Below are 25,412 nucleotides of genomic sequence, written 5' to 3' on the forward strand. Positions count from 1 at the left end.
TCACTCCTCCTTCATGAGGTTCTCGTACAGACGATCCAGTTCGTCATGGGAATTGAAGTAGAAGACGATCCGGCCCTTTGAGCCCCGGCTACGGATCTGAACCCTCGTCTTCCAACGTCGTTGCAGCCTCTGTTGCGCGGCCTTGACGTTGGGGTCAAGGGCGGACGGCCGCGAGGGTGGGAGGCGCAGGGCCCGGACGCGGCGCTCCACCTGCCGGACCGAGAGGTCCTCCGACACGATTTGGCGGGCCAACTTCAATTGCTGTGCCTGAGTCAGGGGAATCAGCGCCCGGGCGTGTCCCATGCTGATCCTGCCGCCCAAAAGGGACTCCTGGACTGTTTTGGGAAGCCGCAGCAGGCGAAGAGTGTTGGCTACGGCCGCGCGGCTGCGGCCGACGCGTTGAGACACCTGTTCCTGGGTGAGCTGAAAATCTTCGATCAGGATGTGGTACGCGTGCGCTTCCTCGATGGGACTCAATTCGTCCCGCTGAATATTCTCGACGACGGCGACTTCCACCATTCTTTGGTCGGAAAGATCCTGAACGACGGCAGGGATCCGAGGAAGACCGGCCTGTTGAGCCGCCTTCCAGCGTCGTTCTCCGGCGACGATTTCGTAACCCTCTGGCCGGGACCGGACGACGATGGGTTGTAGAACGCCGTTTTCGGTGATCGAATCGGCGAGCTCCTGTAGTTTGGCGCGGTCCATGTGGATTCTGGGCTGGAAGGGATTGGGGCGGATCCGATTCAGCTCGATCTGGAGAAAATAGGAGCTGGTTTCTGTTTTGGGCAGCAGGGCGTCCAGTCCGCGTCCAAGAACTTTTCGCATCATCCATTGACCTCATGCGGTAGCGGGGACAGCCCCAGCTTGTAGCGTTCGAGCAATTCCCGGGCGAGATTCCGATAGCTGATGGCGCCTTTGCACCGGGCGTCATAGAGAAGGATGGGTTGACCGAAGCTGGCGCATTCTGCCAGCCGCACGTTGCGGGGAATGAAGGTGTCAAAAACCCACGAACCCAGGTGGGAACAGACATCGGCGCGAATCTGGGAGGAAAGGATGAGCCGTTCGTCGTACATGGTCAGGAGTATGCCTTCCAGCAACAGGCTGGAGTTGTAACCCTCCCGGATTCGCCGGATGGTCTCCATCAGATCCGTCAGTCCCTCCAGGGCCAGGTACTCGGCCTGGATCGGAATGAGGACCGCGTCGGCCGCCACCAATCCGTTCAGCGTGAGGATTCCCAGCGACGGCGGGCAGTCAATCAGGATGAAGTCGTAGTGGTCGCGAATCGGCGCCAATGCGCGGCCGAGCAGCCATTCCCGATCCGGCGCGTCGAGCAGTTCCACCGTGGCCCCCACGAGGGCGCGGTTGGCGGGCAGGAGGTGCAAGCTCTCCACCTCGGTCTGCCTGAGAGCCGAAACAGGATCCGCGGCGCCCGCAAGGATGTCATAGATGAAGGGGGCGTCTTCGTTCTTGTCGATTCCCAATCCGGAGGTGGCGTTTCCCTGGGGGTCCAGGTCAACCAGGAGGACCCGCCACGTTCCGAGAGCGAGCGAGGCTGCCAGGTTGATTGCGGTGGTGGTCTTGCCGACACCACCCTTCTGGTTGGCAATGGCGATGGTTCTCGTCATTTTTCGGTTCCGGATGCGGAAATAGTAACAGTAGGCGGTGAAAGATCCGGGGGCTTTGCCGCCCGGTTGTCCCGGTTCAGGGGACACGCCCGTGGAACCCGGGGCAGCAATGTTTCACGTGAAACAACCGCGCAATTTTCAGCGCGACTCACCCGAAGAGCGTCGCATAACGTCGGCGCGAGCCCGGAACCCGTTCGCGCCGGACCCAGCGGCGTCCCTTCAAGGGTTCGCTGAGCTTCTCGCCATGGAGCGCCAGCAACGGGATTCGGCGATCGGCCAGGGTTTCGGTCAATCCGGGTGACGGTTTGAGGCCACGGATCGTGACCAGTTGGATGCCCTTCCAATCGGCGACGGTTTCGGCCTCTCCGTGAACGATCCGTGCCCGAAGGGAAAGAGCCCGGGCGACTTCCTTCAGAAAGACGGTCTTTTTGAAGCTTCTTTCGATCAGGGTCACGGAGAGGCTGGGGCGATAGAGTTGCATGGCCAGTCCCGGGAACCCCGCTCCGCTGCCGACGTCCGCTATTGTGTGGCGCGGATCCAGAAACTGCTGAGCGAGCCAGAACGACTCGAAGAAATGAAATCGCAGCCTGTCGTCCGTTCGGGCGACGCGGGTCAGGTTGACCCGCGAGTCCCATTTGGCCAGCAATCGGAGATAGGTCCGAACGCCGTTTCGTTGCGCTTGGTCGAGGGTCAGGCCGAACAGGGTTTCAAGCGAAGAGACGCATTTCGAGAAGCGTGTCATGCTGGGGAGGTCGTTGCAGTGACTGGCTGCCGGACCGAAGCCCTCTTTCTCACTTCCAGGTGAATGCTCAGCATCGACAGAGCGGCGGGAGTGATACCGGGAATCCGGGACGCCTGACCCAGGCTGGTGGGGCGAACCCGCTCCAGACGCTCCTTCATTTCCAGGGAAAGCCCGTTGACGCGGCCGAAGTCGAGTTGGGCAGGGATGATTCTGCCCTCCATGTTCTTCAGCCGCCGGACATCCTCCATCTGCAGGCGGATATAGCCTTCGTACCGGATCTGCGTCTGGACCACCTGTCCCTCTTCACGGCTCAGATGATGCCCGTGGGCCCTCAAAATGGGAGTCATGTCACGAATGTCGACCTCTGGCCGCTTGAGCAGGCGGTCCAGGCAGGCGCCACGGGGAGCGCCGGTGCGAACCCTCAGCTCCTCCAGCAGGCGGGACGCTTTCTTCAGGCGGGTTTTCCGCAAGAAATCGATGGCGTCGTCGATCCGCTGCCATTTGTCCCGGAATTTGTCGAAGAGTTTCGACGACACCAGTCCCAGCCTGTGGCCGTGAGGCATGAGTCGCCGGTCGGCATTGTCGATCCTGAGCAGCAGGCGGCACTCGGCTCGGGACGTGAACATCCGGTACGGCTCGTCGACATCCTTGGTGACCAGGTCGTCCACCAGGATGCCCAGATAGCTCTCGCTGCGGCTGGGCACGAAGGGCTCGCCTCCCGCGGCCTTGAGGGCCGCATTGATGCCGGCGAGGATTCCCTGGCCGGCGGCTTCCTCGTAGCCCGTGGTTCCATTGATCTGGCCGGCATGAAACAACCCCTCGACCTTCTTGGTCTCCAGCGAGGGCCGCAGCTCCGACGGTTGAACGTAGTCGTACTCGACCGCATAGCCCGGCCGGATCATGGTCGCGTCTTCCAAGCCGTCGATCTGGGCCAGGATCTCTGCCTGCACGTCCACCGGAAGGCTGGTGGAGAGGCCGCTGACGTATATGAGTTCGGAATCGAGCCCTTCCGGCTCCAGAAAGAGTTGATGGCGGTCGTGGTGCGGAAACTTCACCACCTTGTCCTCGATGGAGGGGCAGTAGCGGGGACCGAGGCCCACGATGTCTCCGCTGTAAAGAGGACTGCGGTGCAGATTGTTGCGAATCACCTGGTGGACGCGATTGTTGGTGAGCGTGAGCCAACAGTCGACCTGGGGCAGTCTCGGCCCAGGGCTTTGGAACGAGAACAGGGTGGGGTCCGGATCGCTCGACTGGACTTCGAAACGCGAGACGTCGATGCTCTTCCTTTCGAGCCGCGGCGGCGTTCCGGTCTTCAGGCGCCCGAGGCGAAAACCGATGGATTTCAACGACCGGGCGAGCTGCACGGAAGCCTTTTCGCCCGAACGGCCGGCGCGGAACTTCTTTTGCCCCAAATGGCAGAGGCCGTTCAGGAAGGTGCCGGTGGTCAAGACGACGCAGGCCGCGTCGATCCGGTCGCCGGCAGCGGTTTCGATACCGGCGATCCGGTTCCCACGCCGCAGCAGGGCGGTGGCCTCGGCCTGGACGACCGTCAGGTTGTCCTGACAACGCAGCCGGTGCTGCATCTCCTGCCGGTAGAGTTTCTTGTCGCACTGGGCGCGAGGGGCTTGGACGGCAGGGCCGCGACTCCGATTGAGCAGCCGGAAATGGATTCCGTTGGAATCCCCCACTTGGCCGATGAGGCCTCCCAGGGCATCGATCTCCCGCACCAGGTGTCCCTTGCCGATGCCCCCGACCGACGGGTTGCATGACATCTGGGCAATCATTTCCCGGTTTATGGTGACCAGGGCGGTCTTGGCCCCCATTCGGGCCGCGGCTGACGCCGCCTCACAACCCGCGTGGCCGCCCCCAATGACAATGACGTCGACGGAGAGATCGGGCATATGGTGGGGAAGGTAGCCCCTTCGCGTCCGGAGGCTCCCAAAATGGACCCGGACAGAAAGGGTGTGCTACTCGGGGCTGATCTTCAGCGAACGCAGAAACTTCTCGTCCTGACCCGTCAACTGAAGCCTTACCGCTGACAGTTTCTTGGCTGGCGCCGCGCCGCTCCCCCGGGCATTGAAGCCGATGGTGGCTTCGATGATGAGGAAGACATCGTATCCGTGCTCTCGAATGCCTTGAATGGCGGCGTTGATCTGGGGGGAGTTGACGAGGGCGTCGTTGATGGCCGACTCGAGTTTCTTCTTGTAGTCCTTCAACTGCCCGTCTCGCATTTGAGTTCCACCCTTCCCGTTGCTAACATCCAGCCGAAATCGAGCAAGGCCATGGCCTTGCGGCTTGCTGGCCTTGGATTGAGCCCATGATATCAAACGCGAGGGGCTTGTAAAGTGAGGAAGGATGCCACCAAATTGAGCTCCGGCGACGGCGCCGGCGAGCCCGGGAAGGCATGCCACGGGCCTCGCGACATGCCGGAGTTCGACGAGATTTCGGATCTGGGGGAACCGGGCGGCTATCCATTCACTCGGGGCGCTTATCCGGGCATGTATCGTGACCGGCACTGGACGATCCGCCAGTATTCGGGTTACGCCACCGCTCGGGAATCCAATCGCCGATACCGCTACCTCCTCTCTCAGGGAAACCGGGGCCTGTCCGTAGCGTTCGACCTGCCGACTCAGTTGGGCTTGGATTCGGACCATCCCCTGGCGGAGGGAGAGGTGGGCCGCGCCGGTGTTGCCATTGACGGCCTGTGGGACATGGAAACCCTGTTTCGTGAAATCGACCTGGGCAGGGTTTCCACCTCCATGACCATCAACGCCACCGCGCCGATTCTGCTGGCGCTCTATCTGGTTCAGGCCCGCCGGCAAGGAACGTCCTGGGGGGCGGTACGGGGCACGGTCCAGAACGATATTCTCAAGGAATACATTGCGCGCGGCACTTATCTCTATCCGGTGGAAGCGTCCCTCCGGCTGGTGACCGACCTGGTGGCGTTCTGCCATGAGGCGGCGCCCGGATGGAACCCGATTTCCATCAGCGGCTACCATATCCGGGAGGCCGGGTCTACGGCCGCTCAGGAGATCGGCTTCACGCTGGCCAATGCCGAAACCTACGTCGAATCGGTCTTGAAGGCGGGACTCCACATCGATGATTTCTCCCCCCGGCTCTCCTTCTTTTTCGCTGCCCACAACGACCTCTTCGAGGAGGTGGCCAAGTTCCGCGCGGCGCGCCGGCTCTGGGCCCGTTGCGTCAAGGAACGCTGGGGCGCCCGGAATCCCAAGTCCTGCATGATGCGTTTTCACACCCAGACCGGCGGAAGCACGCTGACGGCGCAGCAGCCGGACAACAACGTGGTCCGAACCGCCGTGCAGGCATTGGCCGCGGTTCTGGGAGGCACCCAGTCGCTTCACACCAACGGGAAAGACGAGGCCATGTCTCTTCCGACGGAAGCCGCCGCCGAGCTGGCGCTCCGGACCCAGCAGATTCTGGCCCACGAATCGGGCCTGACGGAGGCGGTCGACCCGCTCGGCGGAAGTTGGTATCTGGAGAAGCTCACAAACCGCCTGGAGGAGGAGTCGGAGAGCTACCTGGAGCGCATTCGGTCCATGGGAGGGATGGTGCCGGCCATCGAGAGCGGTTTCATCCAAAGAGAGATCCAGGACTCGGCTCATCGTCTCCAAAGAACCCTGGAGTCGGGGGAGCGGGTGGTCGTGGGCGTCAATCGATTTCAAGATGAAGATCCGGTGGACATTGAGTTGTTGAGGGTGGACCCCGAGACGAGAGAGCGGCAGATGATGGAATTGTCACAGCATCGGGCCGCACGGAACCGGGACCGCTGGCGGCGGTCCATGGAGAAGCTGAGCCGAACGGCCCGTGGGCGGAAGAACCTGATGGCCGCCATCGTGGAGGGGGTCGAAGCGGGCGCGACGGTCGGAGAAATGTCCGAGGCCATGGGAGAGGTGTTTGGAGAGTATCGGGAACGGGTGGTGCTGTAGCCTCCAGGTTCCGTAACCGCAGACGGAGAGTGAACGAAATGGTCGATTTGCTTCCCTACGAGGAGGCCTTGGAGCGAATTCTCGCCCAGTGTCCGCCCCCGGTGACGGTGAAGCTGCCATTGGAGCAGTGTCTGGATCGAGTTCTGGCGGCTCCCGTGCGTGCGGACGCTGACGTTCCCCCGTTCAACAAATCGTTCATGGATGGTTTTGCCGTCCGCAGCGCCGACGTCAGGAAGGTCCCGGCCCGCCTGGACGTGGTTGGAGAGGTGGCGGCCGGGGCGGATTCATTGCCGTCCGTGGCTCCGGGCGAAACGGTGCGGATCATGACCGGGGCGCCTGTCCCGCGCGACACCGATGCGGTCCAGATGGTGGAGGAGTCGAGAATGGTCGATGGGTCCACCGTGGAGATCCTGAAAACGGTGGCGGCGGGAGCCAACGTCGCCAGCCGGGGCAGGGAAGTCGCCCGGGGAAGCGTGGTTCTGGAAGCAGGAAGATTGATCGGTCCCGCCGAGATCGGCGTCCTGGCCACGTTCGGCCAGGCTCGACCGGAAGTCTTTCGGCCCCTCTCCGTGACCGTGGTCTCCACCGGGGATGAGTTGGTTCCGGTCGAAGCCCGGCCCCGATTCGGGCAGATACGGAATTCCAACGGCCCCATGATCTCGGCGCTCTGTCGCCGCCTCGGGCTGAAGGTCGAATCGGAGGTCTCGGTGGGGGACGATCCGGAGCGCATCGCGGAGGTCATTAGATCCGGCCTGAAATCCGACCTCCTCCTCCTCTCCGGCGGTGTGTCCATGGGGGAGTATGATTTCGTTCACCGGATCCTGGAGCGGGAAGGAGCCAGTCTGATTTTCCACAAGGCCGCCGTCAAACCGGGAAAACCGATCTGCGTGGGCCGCAGGGGATCGACGCTGGCCTTCGGTCTTCCCGGCAATCCGGTTTCGGCGTTCGTTACCTTTCAGCTTTTTGCAAGGCCGTTGGTTCGCCGCTGGATGGGATTCGTATCGGTTTCATTGCGCAGGATCGAGGCCACGTTGACGCAGGCGGTTTCCCAGAAGCCGGGCCGAACCTTCTTCAAGCCGGCCCGCACGGAATGGAGCGGCGGCCTTCGGGTTTCTCCCGTCGAGACGGGAGGGTCCGCCGATCTGACGGGGTTTGCGAGGGCCGATTCCCTGTTGATCATTCCCGCCCACGTCTCCGGGATCGCCGCCGGCGAGCGGGCCTCGGTCCTGCTCCTGGACGCCGACCCGGGCCGTGGCCGGCTGGCATGAGAGGAGGCGAAAATGTCGCGGCTGACTCATGTGGACTCCACCGGGAAAGCGCGCATGGTGGATATCGGCGCCAAGAAACTGGTCCGCAGGACGGCGGCGGCCGAGGGACGGGTCCTCATTGCGGAGAGGACCCGGCGGGCCATACTCGAAGCCGGTCTTCCCAAGGGCAACCCGTTCGAGGTCGCCCGCTTGGCCGGGATCGAGGCGGCCAAGCGGACCAGCGGCCTGATTCCGCTCTGCCACAACATCAACCTGGATTTTGTGGACGTGGACGTGGAGTTGGACGAGTCGGGGTTCCTGATCCGGAGCCGGGTCAGTTGCCGCTGGGCGACCGGCGTGGAGATGGAGGCCTTGACGGCGGTGGCTGTCGCCGCCCTGACTCTCTACGACATGTGCAAGGCCGTGGACCCGGGATTGGAGATCGGCCGGATTCGCCTCCTGGAAAAGACGAAGTCCCCCCTGGCCTGACCCCGACCCAACGCCGATCCTCCGTTATAATGGACGCGTGGCCCATCTGGCATTGTTGATCTGGGGTTTCTTCTGGCCCGCCATCCAGGACGACGTCCCCCCCGAAGCCGAGGAAACCGACACCGGCTTTCGAATCGGTGTCGCCGTAGACCAGGTCTTCCTTTCGGTGAACGCGCGATCCGCCCAGGGCGGCTTCCTCCGGGGTTTGACCCGCGACCAGTTCTCCGTCTACGAGGACGGCGTCCGGCAGGAGATCCTGAACTTCTACAGCGAGGCGCTGCCCGTGCGCGTGGTGCTGCTGGTGGATGTCAGCGGAAGCACCCGGGGAAGCCAGAGCGAGATCCGGCGGGCGGCTCTCCGCTTTGTGGACAGCCTCGGCGAGGAAGACCAGATCGCCGTCATCACTTTCAGCAACCTCCCCAAGCTCATCCTCGATTGGACCAACGACCGCCAGCGCATCGAAAACGCGATGCTGAAGATCTACGCCAAGGGAAAGACGGTTCTAAACGATGCCCTCTACGTCACCTGCGACGATCTCCTGGCCGGCGTGTCGGGAAGAAAGGCGATCATTCTGCTGTCCGACGGAATCGACACCAACAGCATGGTCACACCCGACGAGGTCCTGGACCTGGTGACCCGCTCGGAGGCCATGACCTACGTCGCGTCCACGGTGGAAGCATACTGGGTAAGCGCCAGGTACATGCGAATCCAACTCCAGAGCCGCGGCCGCCTCATCCCCAGGCAGATGACGGACGAGTACATCGTCGGGGTGAAGAAATTCCTCCGTACGCTGGCGGATCGGACCGGCGGCCGCGTCCTTGACAGCGAGGCCTTCGGAAGCCTTTCCGACGTCTATGTGAGGGTCGCGGAAGAGCTTAAGAATCAATACTATATTTCTTATCGTCCGACGAATCGCGCCCGTGACGGCTCATGGCGCGACGTGACCATCCGGGCGGCGGTTCCCGGTGCCGTCGTCCATACCCGGCCCGGATACTACGCCCCCGGTTCGCCGCCGGGGCCCCGTCCGTAGCCGTTCTTCCCGGCGTCGACAGGCTCACGACGTGCCGGATCCCGCCGCGTGACGCCGGTGGGCGGCAGGGCCTGAGAGCCGCTCCAAAATAGACCGCCGCGCGCGTTGACATAAACAGGACCAAATTAGTACTATATGCGCTCCAGAGGGTGACGAAGCCGTGATTCGAATGAGCAAGGAGGCCGACTACGGAATCGTTCTGTTGACGCATTTTGCCGGTGGCGAGGGACTGACCTACAGTGCTCGAACACTTTCCGACGAAACCCGGATCCCGCTGCCCATGGTCAGCAAGATCCTCAAGGTCCTGACTCGGCAAGGAGTCCTGTCGTCCCGCCGCGGCGCCAAGGGGGGCTATAGTCTGGCACTCAAGCCGGGGCGAATCTCGGTGGCGGACATCATCAACGTCATCGAGGGGCCCATTGCCATGACCGAGTGCATCGGGACCCCTGGCGAGTGCAAGCAGGAGCCGGTCTGCTGTATCCGGAGCAACTGGCAAGTGATCAATCAGGCGGTTCTGGACGCACTGGAGAGGATCAGTCTGCTGGACATGACATCGCCCCTCGCAGACTCGTTGGTCCCGCTGGAGGCGGGACGCGGGAACGAGTTGGACCCGCCGCAGGCCAGAGGCTGAATACCGGGAAGGATTGCCGGAACGACCATCGTCGGCGAGAGAGGAATCCCATGCCTACTGAGATGGAACAGTTGCAGGATCTGGCGGCGGAGGAATACAAGTACGGCTTCTACACCGATGTGGAGACCGACGAAGTTCCTCCCGGCCTGGACGAAAACACCATCGGGTTGATTGCCTCCAAGAAGGAGGAGCCCGAGTGGATGCTCCAGTGGCGGCTCAGGGCCTATCGCCGCTGGCGGAAGATGGCGGAGCCCGAGTGGCCCAATGTCCACTATCCCCCCATCGACTACCAGGACATCGTCTACTATTCGGCTCCCAAGTCCAACGGCGACGGCCCCAAGAGCCTGGACGACATCGACCCGGAGATCCGCGCCACCTACGAAAAACTGGGCATACCTCTGCGGGAGCAGGAAATGCTGGCCGGAGTCACGGAGGTGGCCGTGGATGCCGTCTTCGACAGCGTCTCGGTGGCCACGACCTTCAAGGAGAAGCTCTCGGAACTGGGAATCATCTTCTGTTCGTTCAGCGAAGCCATTCAGGAGCATCCGGAACTGATTCGACGCTATCTGGGGACGGTGGTGCCCCACACCGACAATTTCTTTGCGGCCTTGAACTCGGCCGTCTTCACCGACGGTTCCTTCGTGTACGTTCCCAAAGGCGTCCGCTGTCCCATGGAGCTCTCCACCTACTTCCGCATCAATGCCGCCAAGACCGGCCAGTTCGAGCGCACGCTGATCGTCGCCGACGAGGGGTCCTACGTCAGCTATCTCGAGGGTTGCACGGCCCCCATGAGAGACGAGAACCAGCTCCACGCGGCGGTGGTGGAGCTGGTGGCGCTGGACAATGCCGAGATCAAGTACTCCACCATTCAGAATTGGTACCCGGGAGACAAGAACGGCAAGGGCGGCATCTACAATTTCGTCACCAAGCGGGGCAAGTGCCAGGGCGTCAATTCCAAGATCTCATGGACGCAGGTGGAGACAGGATCGGCAATTACCTGGAAATATCCGAGCTGCATCCTGCTGGGCGACAATTCCGTGGGGGAGTTCTACTCGGTGGCCCTGACCAACAACCGGCAGCAGGCGGATACCGGGACGAAGATGATCCACATCGGCAAGAACACCAGGAGCAACATCGTCTCCAAGGGGATTTCGGCCGGCCATGGACAGAATACCTACCGGGGCCTGGTCCGGATCGGCTCCGGCGCCGAAAGGGCCCGCAACTATACCCAGTGCGATTCCATGTTGATGGGGGACGAGTGTGGAGCCCATACCTTCCCCTATATCGAGGTGAACAACAGCAGCGCCCACATGGAGCACGAGGCGTCGACCTCAAAGATCGGAGAGGATCAGATCTTCTATTGCCAGCAGCGGGGACTTTCGGCGGAGGACGCCGTCTCCATGATCGTCAATGGCTTCTGCAAGAAGGTCATCAAGGAACTGCCGATGGAATTTGCCGTCGAGGCCCAGAAACTGTTGTCCATCAGCCTCGAAGGAAGCGTCGGGTAAACCGCCGCGCCGCCAATCCATCAAGCCGCGAGGCTCCTGAACTCAGGAAGGGAATCCAATGCTCGAAATCAGTGATCTGCATGTGAGATCGGGGGATACGAAGATCCTGAAGGGTGTGGATCTTACGGTCCGCAAGGGAGAGATCCACTCCATCATGGGGCCCAACGGGTCCGGGAAGAGCACCTTGGCCCAAGTGTTGGCCGGCCGGGAAGACTACGAGGTCACTCGGGGATCGATCGCCTACAAGGGCGAAGACCTGTTGGAGTGCTCACCGGAAGAGCGGGCCCAGGCGGGGATATTCCTGGCCTTTCAATACCCGGTGGAGATTCCCGGAGTGAGCAACACCTATTTCTTGAGGGCCGCCCTCAACTCGATCCGGGTCAGCCGCTCCCAGGAGGAGGTCGACGCCCTGGATTTCCTCAAGCTGGTCCGTGACAAGACCCGGCTTCTGAAGATGGACGAGAGCCTCCTGACCCGGCCGGTGAACGAGGGTTTCTCGGGCGGCGAGAAAAAACGCAACGAGGTCTTCCAGATGGCGGTCCTGGAACCGGACCTCTGCATCATGGATGAAACCGATTCGGGGCTGGATATCGACGCGCTGAAGGTCGTCGCCCACGGTGTCAACGCCATGAGGTCGTCCGAGCGGGCCATCATCGTCGTGACCCATTACCAGCGTCTGCTCAATTACATCGTCCCCGACTTCGTCCATGTCCTGGCCCGCGGCCGCATCGTCCGGTCGGGGGGCAAGGAGTTGGCTCTGGAACTGGAAGAAAGAGGGTACGCCGGCCTGGAGCAGAACCGGCCGCGGGCGGTGGCGGGCTAGCCCGCAATCGAGGCACGAATCGAAATGAAGGTCGCACGAAAGTCCCTGGACTCCTACCTGGAACGATTCAACCGGCTGGACGATGCGGCGTCGGACAGTCCCGCCTGGTTGTCCCGGCTGCGCCGGGAAGCCATGTTGCGTTTCGCCGAGACGGGTTTTCCCACCATTGCCGATGAGGATTGGCGTTATACCAACGTCGCCCGTTTGGCGGCCACCTCTTATGAGACCGCTCCCGCGCCTTCTCCGGACGGACACTGGCGGACGGAGTCCCTGGCGGCCGGGGGCCAGGGCGGCGTCCGTTGCGTCTTCCTGAATGGACGATACTGCGCCGAGTTGTCCCACGTGGACGAGAGGGAGAGCCGGGTCCGGGTCGGCTCCCTGGCGTCCATTCTTCGGGAATGTCCCGAAGAGGTCGAGGCTCATCTGGCCCGGTATGTGGAGGCTGACCGCCATCCGTTCGTCACTCTCAACACGGCGTTCATTGAAGACGGAGCAGTGGTTCGGGTCTCCGCCGGATCCCGGATCCCGGATCCCATCCATCTCGTTTTTCTTTCCACCGGCAACGGCGGGCCGGCATTCGTGACGCATCCGCGGAATCTGATCCTGGTGGGCGCCGGGAGCGAATGCTCGGTGGTCGAGCACTACCTGGGAGTTGGAGACAAGTCCTATTTCAGCAATCCCGTCACCGAGGTGGCGGTGGGCGAGAACGCCAACCTGGATCACTATCGGCTGCAGGAGGAGAGTCCCGCCGCACACCATGTCTCGACCCTGGAGATCCGGCAGGAATCCAATAGTGTGGCTCGCACCATGTCGGCAGACGTGGGAGGCCGGCTGACACGCAACGACCTGAACGTGTTTCTCGGGGGCGAGGGGGCGGACGCAAAGCTTGACGGAATCTTTGTCGTTTCCGGCGAGCAGTTGGTGGACAACCACACCCGGATCGAGCACGCCGCTCCCCATTGCGGCAGCCGTGAGATTTACAAGGGCATTCTGGGCGATCGATCCCGGGGAGTGTTCCGGGGCCGCATCGTGGTCCATCCGGGAGCCCAAAAGACCGACTCGGTGCAGACCAACAACAATCTGCTGTTGTCCGACCGGGCCTTGGTGAACACGAAGCCCCAACTGGAGATCTACGCCGACGAAGTCAAGTGCACCCATGGCGCCACCATCGGCCAGCTCGACCAGGAAGCCATCTTCTACATGCGGTCGCGAGGCATCGATGAAGACATGGTCCGAAGCATTCTGACCTACGGTTTCGCCGAAGATGTGATCCGCCGCGTCCGGCTGCCCGGCCTCCGGAATCGACTCAGCTCCCTGCTCTTCGACCGGCTGCCGCAAGGTGTTTTTTTGAGGAAGGCGCTGACGTGAGCTTCAGCACAACCGCCCGAAACCATCGCCGGCGCGTGTCCGGAGGGCTGAATCCGGGACGCATCCGCCGGGATTTCCCGATCCTCTCCCGGAAGGTTCACGGCAAGCCGCTGGCCTACCTGGACAATGCGGCCACCAGCCAGAAACCGCAGCAGGTCATCGATGCGGTGAGCCGCTACTATTCCCGCACCAACGCCAACATTCAGCGGGGGGTCCATCTTTTGAGCGTCCGCGCGACGGACGCCTATGAGGCGACCCGTGAGAGAGTGCAGCGGTTCGTCAACGCCACGCGGGCGGAAGAGATCGTCTTCGTCCGGAGCACGACCGAGGGCATCAATCTGGTGGCTCAGACCGCCGGACGGAGCCTTCTGAACCCGGGTGACGAGGTCATCGTTTCCCAAATGGAGCACCATTCCAATATCGTTCCCTGGCAGATGCTCTGCCAGGAAAAGGGCGCCCGGCTTCGGGTCATTCCCGTCTCCGGCCAGGGTGAGATGCTTCTGGACGAGTACGAGAAGTTGTTGAACCCTCGCACCCGGATCGTCGCGGTGACCCATGTGTCCAACGTTCTCGGGACCATCAACCCGGTGCGGAAAATGGTCGAAATGGCGCATGGGCACGGGGCCCTCGTCCTTCTGGACGGGGCGCAGGCGGCGCCGCACCTGAAGGTGGACGTGCAGGAACTGGATTGCGATTTCTATTGCTTCTCAGGACACAAGGTCTACGGCCCCACCGGCATCGGCATCCTTTACGGCAAATGGAAACATCTGGAATCCATGCCTCCCTATCAGGGAGGAGGGGAGATGATCCGTTCCGTCTCCTTCGAGAAGACGACGTACAACGAACCTCCGCACAAGTTCGAGGGGGGGACGCCCAATATCGCCGGCGTCGTCGCGCTGGCCGCGGCGCTGGATTATCTGGAGAATCTGGGCCTCGATCGCATTGAGGCCTACGAGAACGAGCTTTTGGAGTACGCAACTTCCCGGCTTTCCCAGGTTCCCGGACTGCGCCTGATCGGCACCGCGCCGTCAAAGGCGGCCGTGCTCTCCTTCGTTCTGGACGAAATCCATCCTCACGACATGGGCACCATTCTGGATCTGGAGGGGGTGGCGATTCGGACCGGCCATCACTGTGCCCAGCCTCTGATGGATTACTATGGGCTCCCGGCCACGGCGCGGGCGTCGCTGGCGTTCTACAACACGCGGGAAGAGATCGATGCCATGTGCCGAGGCCTCAGGAAGGTGATCGAGGTGTTTGAGTGATGCCGGACCTGAGCGCCCTCTACCAGGAGGTCATCCTGGATCACAACCGGCGGCCTCGGAATTTCGCTGTTCTGGAGGGCGCGGATCATCAGTCGGAAGGCTTCAATCCCCTCTGCGGCGACCGGGTCACCGTATATGTCAAGTTGAAGGGCTCCGTCGTCGTCGACGTCTCGTTTCAGGGTTCGGGGTGCGCCATCTCCATGGCATCCGCCTCGATAATGACCGAGAGCCTGAAGGGGAAAAAACTGGAGGAAGTCGAGGCGTTGTTCAAGCGTTTTCACCAACTGGTGACCGGGAAGCTCGATTCGGAAGATCATTTCGAACCGGATCTGGGCAAATTGGTGGTGTTTGAAGGGATCAGCCGTTATCCGGTTCGGGTGAAATGCGCCACCTTGACCTGGCATGCATTGCGGGCGGCGCTCGAAAAGAGAAACGAGGTCGTCTCGACTGAATAAGACTCTCGCGGAGCGCCGCGGAGGGGGAACCATGGCAGAAGAACCGAACCCGGAACCGGGTTTCCAGGCCGAAACGGAAAGTGGGACTGCTCCGGTGGGCGGCCCCATCCACGAAGAGGTGATTTCGGTCCTCAGGAGTTGTTACGATCCGGAGATTCCGGTGGATATCTACGAATTGGGTCTGATCTACGGAGTCGACGTCAACTCCGTTGGCGCTGTAGACATCAAGATGACCCTGACTTCGCCCAGCTGTCCGGTGGCCGAGTCGTTGCCGTTGGAGGTCGAGTCCAAAGTACGGACGCTTCCCGGTGTTGAAGAAGTCGCCGTAGAAATCGTCTGGGACCCGCCTTGGACCATGGAGAACATGTCCGAGGCGGCAAAACTTCAACTGGGCCTTCTCTAGGAGTCTGCGCCGCAGGCTCCCGGGCTTCGGTTCCACCCGGAACTCAATCACCTGCAAGTGTCTTCGGGCGCCCTCCCGGACGCGCCCTCCCTCCCAACGTTCCGGCAGAGGCCACCACGGCTCACGTTGCGGGGCGGGAGGGGTCCCGACGGGCTGCTGGTAGTATTTTGAGGGAACGATGTGTGGAATTATCTGCTACCTGGGGGATCGTCCCTCCCTGCCGATCCTGCTCAACGGCTTGAGAAGGCTGGAATACCGCGGCTACGACTCCAGCGGTGTCGCGGTGGCCGTGAATGAGAAGATTCACTGCCGGAAAGCGGTGGGGAAGATCTCGGATCTGGCGGGGCTTGTCGGGGACAAGTCCTGGACGGGTTGGGGCGGCATTGCCCACACCCGTTGGGCCACCCATGGGGTTCCCTCTCCCGAAAACGCTCATCCGCATGGCGACTGCCGGGACCGCATCTTCGTGGTGCACAACGGCATCATCGAGAACTACCGGCAGTTGCGGGAGGAGCTTCGGGACAAGGGACACCGGTTCCGCTCTTCCACCGATTCCGAGGTCCTGGCCCACCTGATCGAGGAATACTATCGAGGCGACCTGGAAGATGCGGTCAATTCGGCCCTTCAACGTGTCGACGGGACCTACGGAATCGGTGTGATCTCCTCCGACAATCCTTCCCAGATCGTGGTCGCCCGGCTGGGCAGCCCCTTGATCCTGGGAATCCGGGACCGTGAGATCTTCGCCGCGTCGGACGCGGCGGCCCTGATGAGTCACACCCGGGAGGTGGCCTACCTCCATGACGGGGAGGTGGCGTTGCTGAAGCCCGGGAGCTACCGGATCCGAACTCTCAGCGGGATGCCCATGAATCGCTCCGTCCAGACCCTGGACTGGGACATGTCTTCCGCCGAGAAGAGGGGTTACCCCCACTTCATGCTCAAGGAGGTCCATGAGCAGCCCGAGGTGGTCGGAGAAGCCATCAGGGGAAGGCTGATCGAGGCGGAAGGACTGGCCAAGCTGGGCGGCGTGGAGCGAGTCTGGTCGCGCCTGAGGAACATGCGGCGGCTCATCATCCTGGCCTGTGGGACCTCCTATTATGCCGGCTTGTTGGGGCGTTACGTCATCGAGAGCTGCACCAACTATCCTGTCGACGTCGATTTCGCTTCCGAGTTCCAGTACCGCAAGCTGAATCTGCAGGCGCGGACGGCGGTTCTGGCCATCAGCCAGTCGGGGGAGACGGCCGACATCCTGGCCGTGGTCCGCGAAGTCAAGCGGCGCGGAGCTCTCAGCCTGGGCCTCGTCAACGTGGTGGGCAGCACGGTCGCCCGCCTGACCGACGCCGGAATCTACAATCACGCCGGCCCGGAAATCAGTGTCGCCTCCACCAAGGTTTTCGTCTCCCAGATCGCCATTCTCTACCTGGTGGGCCTCCTGCTGGGCCGTCACCAGCAGATGTCGTTGAGCGAAGGCCAGGAATTCGTCCATGAGCTCCGGGCACTGCCCGGCAGGATGCGGTCCATGCTTGCGCAGGCGCCCGCCATTGAAGAAATCGCCCGCCGTTACGCCCGACATCGGAGCCTTCTCTATCTGGGAAGAAGATTCAGCTACCCGGTGGCGATGGAGGGCGCCCTGAAGATGAAGGAGATCTCCTACCTGCACGCCGAGGGGTATGCCGCGGGAGAAATGAAACACGGACCTCTTGCCCTGGTGGACGAGAGTTTCCCGACCGTCTGCCTGGCGCCCCGCGACAGTGTCTATCGAAAGATGATCGGGAACATCCAGGAGATCAAGAGTCGCAACGGGCCGGTCATCGCGGTGGGGACGGAAGGAGACACCCACTTGGCGGAGCTGGCCGACGACCTCATCGAGATTCCGCAATGCGGGGAGATGTTCACGCCATTCCTGAGCGTGATCGCGCTCCAACTGCTGGCCTACTACGTGGCCGAAGAGCGAGGCTGCGACATCGACCGGCCCCGGAATCTGGCCAAGTCGGTCACGGTGCAGTAGTCGCCTGAGACACCGGCGTCGGTGCAGGGGAGCAAATGGCGGGGACCGGCCGCGCCGGCCGATGCCGGCTAACCGGTTATGCGGTCCACCGTCTCCTGGTTGATGGTAATGGCGTCGTCCCCGCGCAGGCGCTCCAGCGTGCCTTCCACATAGGCGTTGAAGTAGTCCGTGCGCTTCTTCTCCGTCAGCTCCTTCTCCAACTGACTCTTCTCGCGTTCGAACTGCTCCTGGTCCAGCGGCGTCTTCTCGGCGACCTGGAACACGAAGTACTTTCCGGTGACGAGTACCGGCGGAGCGACCTCTCCCTTCTCCAGCCGAAAGGCATGTTCGTGAACCTGCGGCGAGAATCGGAGGTTCTCGTCGATGGTGCCGCCCCGTTTGAAGAAAGGGGTCGTCATGACCTGCAATTCCCCTTCCTCCGTCAGTTTTTGGAACTCGCCACCGTCCTGGATCGCCTTGTGCATGGCGAAGGCATTCTCCCGAGCGGCTTCGTCGCCCTGGGTGGAGCGGTAGTCGGCGAGAACCTTTTCACGGATCTCTTCGAAAGGCGGCATGTGTCCGGGCCGGATTTCGATGAGCTGAGCCACCACGAAGGAACCGGCCGCCTCGTACGGTTTCAGCGACTGGTTGTCCTGGAGATCGAAGATTTTCTGATTGAAGTCGTTCTTGACGGACAGGCCGGGAATGAAACCCCCGAGTTCGAAGTACTCCGATTCCTCAACCGCGAGACCGCGAGCGCTCGCCGCCTTCGCCAGATCCGGGTCCTCCGCCAGCTCTCCGGAGATTTTCTCCGCCAGGTCCTTGGCCTGGTCTTCCGCCTCCTGCCGCCGGGCTTCGTATTCGGCGATCGGACGCCGGGCATCGCCGTCGTGGTGCTCGGGATTGAAGGCGCCGAGGAGTATGTGGTAGCCGAAGGGGGTCACCACCAGATCGCTCAGCTCGCCGGGCTTCAACTCAAAAGCGGCCTTCTCGAACTCCGGCATCATTTTCCCTCGGCCGAAAAAGCCGAGGTCCCCGCCGGCCGCTGCCGAAACCGGGTCCTCGGAGTGCTCTCGAGCCAATTCCGCGAAATTCCCACCGGACCGAAGCTGTTGCAGGAGGCCCTGGGCCTTGGCCCTCGCCGGGGGTTCGTCTTCGGGGCTCCGCACCGAAACCAGAATATGGCTGACTCTCGCCTGGTCCGTGTCGGTGACGCGCTCCATTCGATCGCGGATCTGCTCTTCGGAGACGCTGACATTCTCAGGCTCGACGCCGACGGAAACGTAACGTATCCTGCGTTGCTCGCCGACCCGGTAATTCTCTTGCCGTTCGTCGAAATACTCCTTGAGTTTGTCGTCTTCGACGTTCCCCGGAGCCAACTGTTCCGGGTCGAAGCCCACGTACCGGAGCTTCACCTCCTGATTCCGCTTCAGAAACTCTCGCCGGACCTCGCCCGACGTGGGGAAGATCCCATCCGTCAGGATTCTGCGCAGCTTCTCCTGGGCAAGCTGTCTGCGGATGCTCTCCTCGAAATCCTGGGGCGCCCAGTTGTTGGCCCGCAAAATGGCGCGATAGCGATCGACGCCGATGAAATTCCCGTTTTCCTGGAATACGGGAGTCCTGGTGATGAATCGAACGATTTCCTCCGAGGTCACGGCGATGCCCATCTGCCGTGCTTCGTGAAACGTTGCGTATTCGGCCACCAGTTGATCGAGCGCCTGTTGGCCCAGGCCCAACTGCTTGATGATGGCAGGGTCCTGCCGGTCCAGATTGTAGACGCGGCGGTAGGCTTCGAAGAGTTGGATGTAGTGTCTCCGGAATTCACCGGAGGTAATGACGTAATCGGCCACCTCGGCCGCGTGGGCGGAGGAAACGCCGGAACCGGTACCCGGGGTATCGACGAACAGGCCCACCATGCCGATGCCCAACCCGACGATGACCAGCCACAGGATCCATTTCAGACCTCGTCGCTTCTCTCGGAAAAAGGGTAGCATCCAGTCCTCCGTCAGCCCCCGAAACAGGTTTGCGTCAGTCGCCGATTATAACATGAGGCGGATACTGCTACGCGGTCTCCGGAGAGAGTTTTCTTGCGGTAAAAACCGGCGGCGTCCGATAATGGACGACAGCGAAACGGGACTGCCTTGGCTGACGGTGTGGTCCCGCTGAATTTCGAGGAGCAATAGGGGCCTATGATCTTTCGTTCCCTGTTCAAATCCTTTTCCCACGATTTGGCCATTGATCTGGGCACGGCAAATACTCTCGTCTTCGCGCGGGGGAAGGGAGTGGTTGTCGACGAACCTTCCATCGTCGCCATCAACAAGTTCACGAACAAAGTGGAAGCCGTTGGGACTGACGCCAAGGAGATGCTGGGGAGGACGCCGGGCAACATCGTCGCCATCAAGCCCATGAAGGATGGGGTCATCGCCGACTTCGACGTGACCGAGGAAATGCTCCGTTATTTCATCAGAAAGGCTCAGAACAGGAGCTTTCTGCTGAGTCCCCGGATCATCATTTGCATCCCTTCCGAGATCACACAGGTGGAAAAGCGGGCGGTTCGCGAATCTGCGCTCCGCGCGAAGGCCAGCGAGGTCTACCTGGTGGAGGAAGCGATGGCGGCGGCCATCGGAGCCGGTCTTCCCATTACCGAGCCGAACGGGAACATGATCGTCGACATCGGCGGCGGGACCACCGACATCGCCGTCATCAGCCTTGCGGGGATCGTCCACAGCCGTTCCGTCAGGGTGGCGGGAAACGAAATGGACGAGGCCATCATTCAGTACATCAAGCGAAAGCACAACCTGCTCATCGGTGAACGGACGGCCGAGCGAGTGAAGATCCAGCTCGGATCGGCGGCCGAACTGCCGGATCCCATCACCGCGGAGGTGAAGGGACGGAATCTCATCGAGGGAATTCCCAAGACCGTGACCGTCACCGACGAGGAGATTCGCGAGGCGTTGGCCGACTCCATGGTGGCCATCGTGAATGCGGTCCGCGTCGCCTTGGAGAGGACGCCGCCCGAATTGTCCGCCGACATATCGGACACGGGAATCATCTTGACCGGAGGGGGCGCGCTGCTCCAGAAGATGGATCAACGAATCGGCGTGGAGACGGGCCTACCCGTCTATGTGGCCGAGAATCCGCTCTCCTCTGTCGCCATCGGGACCGGAAAGATGCTCGAGGACATCGAGCTCTTGAGGAGGATCAGTTCCTGAGCATCTCCTGCAGCTCCCGGCACGAGTCGTCACGGCATTCTCCCGCGCGGGCGTCCCGGGGGCGACGCGTTTCGCCCCGGTCACATTCTCCCGATATACTTGGTAAGAGCGCCTTGTCCGGCGGGCGCAGCCACGGTCCCGGTGTCGGCGGGACCTTCATCACGGACTGCTGAATGAGTTGGCTGGCTGAACGGAAATCACTGCCTCTGGTCATCTTGGCGGTCGTATTGCATTTGGTGCTGATCTCGGCGCAGGTGCGGAATCCCGACGGCCATACGCTGCTGAGGACCCTGGGGGTGGCCGTGATCTCCCCTCTCGCGCTGGCTGTATCGGCGGCGGCCGACAGTATCGAGGGAGCGCTGAATCGCTATGTGATTCTCTTCGGAGTTCAGGAGCGGAACGAGGAATTGGAGGCGGAGGTCGTCAGGCTTCGCCTTGAGAACGCGCAGCTCAGGAGCGTTCAGTCGATGCTGGGCCGCAGCACCGAACTCCAGATCCTCGCCCGGCAGCATCTTTTCGAAACCACGATGGCCACCATAATCTGGAAGACCGCTCCCTTCTTCAGTCGTCGTCTCGGCATCAACGTCGGGACCCGCCATGGCGTCAAGCGGAACCTGGCGGTTATCGGCCTGTCCGGCATCATCGGGCGCGTTGTGGCGACCACACCCATGAGCTCGGAGGTGGAACTGGTGACCAACCGTGGTGCTTCGGCCGGCGCCATGCTGGCCGACTCCCGGCTGCAAGGCGTGCTCCAAGGCGACGGAAGCGATCTCCTCGAGTGGAAATTCATCGCCAATCACGAGTCGGTGGATGTCGGGGAGTTGGTCTACACTTCCGGGACCGACCGGATCTATCCCAAAGGCATTCCGGTCGGCCGCGTCGTGACCTCAGAGAAAGGGGAAATGGGCCATCGCAACATCAAGGTCGAGCCCTTCGTCGATTTTTCCAGGGTCGAGGAAGTTCTCGTCGCACGTTTGCCTTGAAGCGTCCGCGACCAGCCGCCGAGTCAAGTTGGGCCCCTCTGCAAGCCCGATTTTCCCGAACCGAGATTCTTATTCTGCTCCTGCTCGCAGGAGGCGTCGAAATCCTGCTCAGCCGGACGCTGCCGGATTTACGGCGCTACTTCGATCTTCCGCTGATACTGGTTCTGTACCTGGCCATGCATTCGACGGCGGCCAAGGGGGCGTTCTGGGGCACATCTTTCGGTTTGCTGTCCGATTTGCTGGTCGGGACTCTCTTGGGACTCAATGGCTTGAGCAAGACCCTGGTCGGATATCTGGTTGGCCTGCTACGCGTGAGGGCGGCGGCGGAAGGCGTTCTCGGGCGCATGTTGTTGTTGGCGGCGGCCGCTGCCCTTGACACGGTTCTCATGGTTGCTATCTTGGACCTACTCAGCCAGCCGTTGCCGGATAGCTCGGTGTCGTTCGTCGCTATTCGCAGTTGTGTTGCGGCGGTGGCCGGAGTCTTCGTTTTTCGCGGTTACGATCGGATCAAGTTTCCTCCCAAGGATTTCACCCGAAACCCGATGGTCGAGGAAGATCCTTTCTAGGAGATCCCTTTGGGCAGGGCAGTCCAAGCGCAGCAGTCCCCGGGCAACCGTTGACGGCTTTCGCCAAGGGTGGCTGGAGGTGCATCGGTAGTCATGCCCATCTATCAGGACAATTCGCTCTGCTGGCTTCGCCTCAAATGGATTCAGCGGCTTCTCGTCGTTTTGTTTCTGGGGCTTTTCCTGAAGCTTTGGCACCTGACCGTCGTCGATTTCACCCAACATAGCGTGGCGGCGGAGCGCAACCGCGCCCGTAACATCCCCATCCGGGCCCCCCGCGGAGTGATCTACGATCGCGAAGGACGGGTATTGGCGAGCAGCGCGAACTCGTTCAGCTTGGTGTGTTATCGGAGCGAGGCATCGGATTTGGAGGCCACCGTGGACTATCTGGTCCAGGGTCTTGGTCTTGACAGAAAGCGTCTGGAGCAACGCTTCGCCGAGGCCGACGGCTATTCCCCTTACCAGCCGCTGGTGGTCAAAAGGAGCCTGACCATGGCGGAGGTGGCCTATCTCCTCTCCCGGAAAGGCGAGCATCCGGAGTTGGACATACTGTCCGAACTGAGACGGTCGTATCCGCACGGAGAATTGGCCGCGCATGTCCTGGGTTATGTGGGCGAGGCGTCGCGGGGCCAGTTGGAGACCACGGAGTTTTCCGATTTCAAGGCCGGGGACATTGTCGGCAAGTACGCTGTGGAACGGGTCTACAATCGTCACCTGGCCGGCCGGAACGGAACCCGTAAGATTCTCGTCGACAGCCTGGGGCGCACCATCGACGAGTTGGGCCAGGTTCCACCCGAGGAGGGAGCCGCGCTTGAGCTCACGCTTGACCTCGACCTGCAGATGACGGCGGAAGAACAACTCGGCGGACGGCGAGGAGTGGTTGTCGCCTTCGATCCCCGAAACGGCGAGATTCTGGCCATGGTGAGCCAGCCGGCTTTCGACCCGAACCGGTTCGCAGCCCGCATCAGCCGGAGCGAATGGGACCGCCTCGTCGGAGACGAACACCATCCACTCCAGAACCGGGCGCTCCAGAGTACGTTTGCTCCGGGATCGGTCTTCAAGCTGGTCGTGGCGCTCGCCGGTCTGGAATGGGGAGATGTGGATCCGAACCGGCCCCACGTTTGCGGCGGCGGAGTGACTCTGTACGGGCACCATTTCCGCTGCTGGAAGAAGGAGGGGCATGGCCCGGTGTCGCTTCGGGAAGCGATCCGCAGCTCTTGCAATGTGTACTTTTACCAGCTCGGGAAGACCCTGGGCATCGATCTGATCTCCGGTTTTGGACAGGCCATCGGCCTCGACCGGCCCACCGGAATCGACCTGGTGGGGGAGGTTGCCGGATTGGTGCCGTCCAAGGAATGGAAACGGCGGACCTTTCGGGAGAAGTGGTATCGAGGGGAAACCGTTTCCGTCTCCATCGGTCAGGGCCCGGTCCACCTGACGCCGCTTCAACTGGCCCGGATGGTCGGTATCCTGGCCACCGGATCTGCCGCTCCCCTGCATCTGGCCCGGGACCAGGTTCCCAGGCGCCGGCCGGCAAGAAACGCGTCCGCGGTCGAGATTTCCAGTGACAATCTCGACCTGCTGCGGGAAGCCATGTGGGAAGTTGTGAATCGGTATGGCACGGGCCGCGCCGCTCAGGTCAACGGCTTCGACGTGTGCGGGAAGACGGGGACGGCGCAGACCATCGGCCAGGCGGGCCTTTCGAAGCTCGACGAGGCCCAGGCCTCCCGATTCACTGCCAATGCCTGGTTTGTGGGTTTTGCTCCCCAGAAGTTTCCTGAGGTCGCCGTGGTCGTCCTGGTTGAAGCCGGCGGCTCGGGCGGAGCCGTCGCCGCTCCGATTGCGGCGAAGGTACTGCAGGTGTTCCACGACAAACGGAGGCCGGACAGGGTCAGGGAAATGGCGAGGCAGTAGGATCCCATGATACGGCGTCGTTTTCGCAACGGCCTGGACCCCGTTTTGTTGGTTCCGGTATTGGCGCTCTCGCTGATTGGGGGCGTGGGCGTCTACAGCGCTGCGGAACCTGGCTCCAGCGGGCTCTTTATTCGGCAACTCATCTGGATTGCCCTGGGGATCGGCGTCTGTGGGGTTCTGGTCAGCCTGGATTACCGTTTGTATACGGACTACGCTCCGGTCTGGTACTGCGGAGGCCTGGTGCTCCTGGTTCTGGTACTGCTCTACGGTTCCGAAATCAACGGCAGCCGGAGCTGGCTGGTCCTGGGTCCGATTCAAATTCAGCCGTCCGAGATGGGGAAGCTGGCGGTCCTCTTGACCCTTGCGAAATCCTTGGCCGGCTTGAACCGGCGGCATCCCGGCATGTGGCATCTTCTGAAAGTGGGGTTTCTGACGTTGGTTCCCGTGGTTCTCGTCGCTCTTCAAGGCGATCTGGGAACTGCTCTCATGTACCTGCCGATCGTCCTGGGCATCGTTGTGGTGGCGGGCCTGGGCAAAAGGGTCCTGGTCTGGTCCATGGTCGCCGTTCTGTGCGCCTCTCCCGCCGTGTGGATCTATCTGAAGGACTATCAGAAGCAGCGAATCCTGACCACGCTCGATCCTGAACTGGACCCTCAGGGGATCGGATACCAGACTCGGCAATCCCAGATCGCCATCGGTTCGGGTGGCGTTCTCGGCAGAGGAATCGGTCAGGGTAGCCAGAGCCATTTCGGTTTTGTCCCGGAAATTCACTCCGATTTCATTTTCGCGCTTTTGGCCGAAGAGACCGGTCTGGTCGGCGCCGGAGTCATTTTGCTGTTGTATCTGTTGGTTCTGATGAGGCTGATTCGCATCGCTGCCGAGGCGCGCGACAGGACCGTGATTCTGGTGGTCACAGGCGTGGTCAGCATGATCTCTTCCCACGTTCTGGTGAACGTGGGAATGGCGCTTGGACTGTTGCCGCCCATCGGCATCCCCCTTCCTCTTCTCAGCTACGGTGGCTCATTCACCATCGTCACCTTCTCAGCTCTGGGCGTCGCCCTCAGTGCCCAGTCTCAGAGTTACGTGAACTGATCCGCCGGCCGGTTGCCACCCCGCCGCCGCGCAAGGAGGGGCGATTTCCAATCGCCCAATCTTCGTCGCCAAGTTTGTCACACCGGAGTTCGGCGGTTAGGAAACCGCCGCTCCTTTACCTGAAGTCATCGAAC

The 25,412-nt window shown here is 61.8% G+C and carries 23 protein-coding genes; 17 read left to right on the top strand and 6 right to left on the bottom strand.

The window, feature by feature from the left end; genetic code table 11:
* The 5 genes from OXT71_13000 to OXT71_13020 form a co-directional block, all read right to left on the bottom strand.
* Window positions 1-828: a ParB/RepB/Spo0J family partition protein gene (locus OXT71_13000; GenBank protein MDE2927308.1), complete on the bottom strand. Its 828-nt coding sequence runs from the start codon at window positions 826-828 to the stop codon at window positions 1-3.
* Complete coding sequence (locus OXT71_13005; protein ID MDE2927309.1) at window positions 825-1,625, bottom strand: ParA family protein; 801 nt, start codon at window positions 1,623-1,625, stop codon at window positions 825-827. The genes OXT71_13000 and OXT71_13005 overlap by 4 nt, the downstream gene beginning before the upstream one ends.
* Window positions 1,626-1,773: 148 nt before the next feature.
* A complete protein-coding gene (gene rsmG / locus OXT71_13010; GenBank protein MDE2927310.1) occupies window positions 1,774-2,367 on the bottom strand; it encodes a 16S rRNA (guanine(527)-N(7))-methyltransferase RsmG in 594 nt (197 codons plus the stop codon).
* Window positions 2,364-4,268, bottom strand: coding sequence for a tRNA uridine-5-carboxymethylaminomethyl(34) synthesis enzyme MnmG (mnmG, locus tag OXT71_13015; protein MDE2927311.1), 1,905 nt, complete (start codon window positions 4,266-4,268; stop codon window positions 2,364-2,366). Before mnmG ends, rsmG begins: the two co-directional genes overlap by 4 nt.
* Before the next feature lie 66 nt (window positions 4,269-4,334).
* Window positions 4,335-4,598: a hypothetical protein gene (locus OXT71_13020; GenBank protein ID MDE2927312.1), complete on the bottom strand. Its 264-nt coding sequence runs from the start codon at window positions 4,596-4,598 to the stop codon at window positions 4,335-4,337.
* Between the two features lie 135 nt (window positions 4,599-4,733).
* Between OXT71_13020 and OXT71_13025 the strand changes: the two genes are divergently transcribed.
* From OXT71_13025 to glmS, 12 genes are all read left to right on the top strand, one after another.
* On the top strand, window positions 4,734-6,314 hold the full coding sequence (locus tag OXT71_13025; GenBank protein MDE2927313.1) for a methylmalonyl-CoA mutase family protein: 1,581 nt from the start codon (window positions 4,734-4,736) through the stop codon (window positions 6,312-6,314).
* 38 nt (window positions 6,315-6,352) lie between these two features.
* Window positions 6,353-7,582, top strand: coding sequence for a molybdopterin molybdotransferase MoeA (locus tag OXT71_13030; GenBank protein MDE2927314.1), 1,230 nt, complete (start codon window positions 6,353-6,355; stop codon window positions 7,580-7,582).
* Window positions 7,583-7,594: 12 nt separating this feature from the next.
* Complete coding sequence (gene moaC / locus OXT71_13035; protein ID MDE2927315.1) at window positions 7,595-8,050, top strand: cyclic pyranopterin monophosphate synthase MoaC; 456 nt, start codon at window positions 7,595-7,597, stop codon at window positions 8,048-8,050.
* Between the two features lie 37 nt (window positions 8,051-8,087).
* Window positions 8,088-9,080, top strand: coding sequence for a VWA domain-containing protein (locus tag OXT71_13040; GenBank protein MDE2927316.1), 993 nt, complete (start codon window positions 8,088-8,090; stop codon window positions 9,078-9,080).
* A 169-nt stretch (window positions 9,081-9,249) separates the two neighbouring features.
* Window positions 9,250-9,711, top strand: a complete 462-nt coding sequence (locus tag OXT71_13045; GenBank protein MDE2927317.1) for an SUF system Fe-S cluster assembly regulator — start codon at window positions 9,250-9,252, stop codon at window positions 9,709-9,711.
* 50 nt (window positions 9,712-9,761) lie between these two features.
* The gene (sufB, locus tag OXT71_13050; GenBank protein MDE2927318.1) at window positions 9,762-11,219 is read left to right on the top strand and encodes a Fe-S cluster assembly protein SufB; all 1,458 of its coding nucleotides are present in this window, start codon (window positions 9,762-9,764) and stop codon (window positions 11,217-11,219) included.
* Between the two features lie 58 nt (window positions 11,220-11,277).
* Window positions 11,278-12,042: a Fe-S cluster assembly ATPase SufC gene (gene sufC / locus OXT71_13055; GenBank protein MDE2927319.1), complete on the top strand. Its 765-nt coding sequence runs from the start codon at window positions 11,278-11,280 to the stop codon at window positions 12,040-12,042.
* Between the two features lie 24 nt (window positions 12,043-12,066).
* Window positions 12,067-13,410, top strand: a complete 1,344-nt coding sequence (gene sufD / locus OXT71_13060; GenBank protein MDE2927320.1) for a Fe-S cluster assembly protein SufD — start codon at window positions 12,067-12,069, stop codon at window positions 13,408-13,410.
* A gap of 47 nt (window positions 13,411-13,457) precedes the next feature.
* Window positions 13,458-14,672, top strand: a complete 1,215-nt coding sequence (locus tag OXT71_13065; protein ID MDE2927321.1) for a cysteine desulfurase — start codon at window positions 13,458-13,460, stop codon at window positions 14,670-14,672.
* Window positions 14,672-15,127 carry an SUF system NifU family Fe-S cluster assembly protein gene (locus tag OXT71_13070; GenBank protein ID MDE2927322.1) on the top strand — a complete coding sequence of 152 codons (456 nt, stop codon included), beginning with the start codon at window positions 14,672-14,674 and terminating at the stop codon, window positions 15,125-15,127. Before OXT71_13065 ends, OXT71_13070 begins: the two co-directional genes overlap by 1 nt.
* A gap of 31 nt (window positions 15,128-15,158) precedes the next feature.
* Complete coding sequence (locus tag OXT71_13075; GenBank protein MDE2927323.1) at window positions 15,159-15,530, top strand: SUF system Fe-S cluster assembly protein; 372 nt, start codon at window positions 15,159-15,161, stop codon at window positions 15,528-15,530.
* 178 nt (window positions 15,531-15,708) lie between these two features.
* Window positions 15,709-17,535, top strand: a complete 1,827-nt coding sequence (gene glmS, locus OXT71_13080; protein ID MDE2927324.1) for a glutamine--fructose-6-phosphate transaminase (isomerizing) — start codon at window positions 15,709-15,711, stop codon at window positions 17,533-17,535.
* A gap of 68 nt (window positions 17,536-17,603) precedes the next feature.
* On the opposite strand, the gene OXT71_13085 is transcribed toward glmS, so the two are convergent.
* Window positions 17,604-19,508: a peptidylprolyl isomerase gene (locus OXT71_13085; protein ID MDE2927325.1), complete on the bottom strand. Its 1,905-nt coding sequence runs from the start codon at window positions 19,506-19,508 to the stop codon at window positions 17,604-17,606.
* A 195-nt stretch (window positions 19,509-19,703) separates the two neighbouring features.
* Between OXT71_13085 and OXT71_13090 the strand changes: the two genes are divergently transcribed.
* From OXT71_13090 to rodA, 5 genes are all read left to right on the top strand, one after another.
* On the top strand, window positions 19,704-20,726 hold the full coding sequence (locus tag OXT71_13090; GenBank protein MDE2927326.1) for a rod shape-determining protein: 1,023 nt from the start codon (window positions 19,704-19,706) through the stop codon (window positions 20,724-20,726).
* Between the two features lie 173 nt (window positions 20,727-20,899).
* Window positions 20,900-21,709 (top strand): rod shape-determining protein MreC, encoded by an 810-nt coding sequence (locus OXT71_13095; GenBank protein ID MDE2927327.1) that lies wholly within the window; start codon window positions 20,900-20,902, stop codon window positions 21,707-21,709.
* Complete coding sequence (mreD, locus tag OXT71_13100) at window positions 21,706-22,275, top strand: rod shape-determining protein MreD (GenBank protein ID MDE2927328.1); 570 nt, start codon at window positions 21,706-21,708, stop codon at window positions 22,273-22,275. The genes OXT71_13095 and mreD overlap by 4 nt, the downstream gene beginning before the upstream one ends.
* 93 nt (window positions 22,276-22,368) lie before the next feature.
* Window positions 22,369-24,186: a penicillin-binding protein 2 gene (gene mrdA / locus OXT71_13105; GenBank protein MDE2927329.1), complete on the top strand. Its 1,818-nt coding sequence runs from the start codon at window positions 22,369-22,371 to the stop codon at window positions 24,184-24,186.
* Between the two features lie 6 nt (window positions 24,187-24,192).
* Window positions 24,193-25,278 (top strand): rod shape-determining protein RodA, encoded by a 1,086-nt coding sequence (rodA, locus tag OXT71_13110; protein ID MDE2927330.1) that lies wholly within the window; start codon window positions 24,193-24,195, stop codon window positions 25,276-25,278.
* Window positions 25,279-25,412 lie beyond the last annotated feature (134 nt).

This window comes from Acidobacteriota bacterium (assembly GCA_028874215.1).
Taxonomy (GTDB): Bacteria; Acidobacteriota; UBA6911; order RPQK01; family JAJDTT01; genus JAJDTT01.

What these genes read in the sequence shown, in the direction of transcription:
- OXT71_13000 (MDE2927308.1), bottom strand. Translation starts at nt 828, where the DNA reads ATGATGCGAAAAGTTCTTGGACGCGGACTGGACGCCCTGCTGCCCAAA.
- OXT71_13005 (MDE2927309.1), bottom strand. Translation starts at nt 1,625, where the DNA reads ATGACGAGAACCATCGCCATTGCCAACCAGAAGGGTGGTGTCGGCAAG.
- rsmG (MDE2927310.1), bottom strand. Translation starts at nt 2,367, where the DNA reads ATGACACGCTTCTCGAAATGCGTCTCTTCGCTTGAAACCCTGTTCGGC.
- mnmG (MDE2927311.1), bottom strand. Translation starts at nt 4,268, where the DNA reads ATGCCCGATCTCTCCGTCGACGTCATTGTCATTGGGGGCGGCCACGCG.
- OXT71_13020 (MDE2927312.1), bottom strand. Translation starts at nt 4,598, where the DNA reads ATGCGAGACGGGCAGTTGAAGGACTACAAGAAGAAACTCGAGTCGGCC.
- OXT71_13030 (MDE2927314.1), top strand. Translation starts at nt 6,353, where the DNA reads ATGGTCGATTTGCTTCCCTACGAGGAGGCCTTGGAGCGAATTCTCGCC.
- moaC (MDE2927315.1), top strand. Translation starts at nt 7,595, where the DNA reads ATGTCGCGGCTGACTCATGTGGACTCCACCGGGAAAGCGCGCATGGTG.
- OXT71_13045 (MDE2927317.1), top strand. Translation starts at nt 9,250, where the DNA reads ATGAGCAAGGAGGCCGACTACGGAATCGTTCTGTTGACGCATTTTGCC.
- sufB (MDE2927318.1), top strand. Translation starts at nt 9,762, where the DNA reads ATGCCTACTGAGATGGAACAGTTGCAGGATCTGGCGGCGGAGGAATAC.
- sufC (MDE2927319.1), top strand. Translation starts at nt 11,278, where the DNA reads ATGCTCGAAATCAGTGATCTGCATGTGAGATCGGGGGATACGAAGATC.
- sufD (MDE2927320.1), top strand. Translation starts at nt 12,067, where the DNA reads ATGAAGGTCGCACGAAAGTCCCTGGACTCCTACCTGGAACGATTCAAC.
- OXT71_13070 (MDE2927322.1), top strand. Translation starts at nt 14,672, where the DNA reads ATGCCGGACCTGAGCGCCCTCTACCAGGAGGTCATCCTGGATCACAAC.
- OXT71_13075 (MDE2927323.1), top strand. Translation starts at nt 15,159, where the DNA reads ATGGCAGAAGAACCGAACCCGGAACCGGGTTTCCAGGCCGAAACGGAA.
- glmS (MDE2927324.1), top strand. Translation starts at nt 15,709, where the DNA reads ATGTGTGGAATTATCTGCTACCTGGGGGATCGTCCCTCCCTGCCGATC.
- OXT71_13085 (MDE2927325.1), bottom strand. Translation starts at nt 19,508, where the DNA reads ATGCTACCCTTTTTCCGAGAGAAGCGACGAGGTCTGAAATGGATCCTG.
- OXT71_13090 (MDE2927326.1), top strand. Translation starts at nt 19,704, where the DNA reads ATGATCTTTCGTTCCCTGTTCAAATCCTTTTCCCACGATTTGGCCATT.
- OXT71_13095 (MDE2927327.1), top strand. Translation starts at nt 20,900, where the DNA reads ATGAGTTGGCTGGCTGAACGGAAATCACTGCCTCTGGTCATCTTGGCG.
- mrdA (MDE2927329.1), top strand. Translation starts at nt 22,369, where the DNA reads ATGCCCATCTATCAGGACAATTCGCTCTGCTGGCTTCGCCTCAAATGG.
- rodA (MDE2927330.1), top strand. Translation starts at nt 24,193, where the DNA reads ATGATACGGCGTCGTTTTCGCAACGGCCTGGACCCCGTTTTGTTGGTT.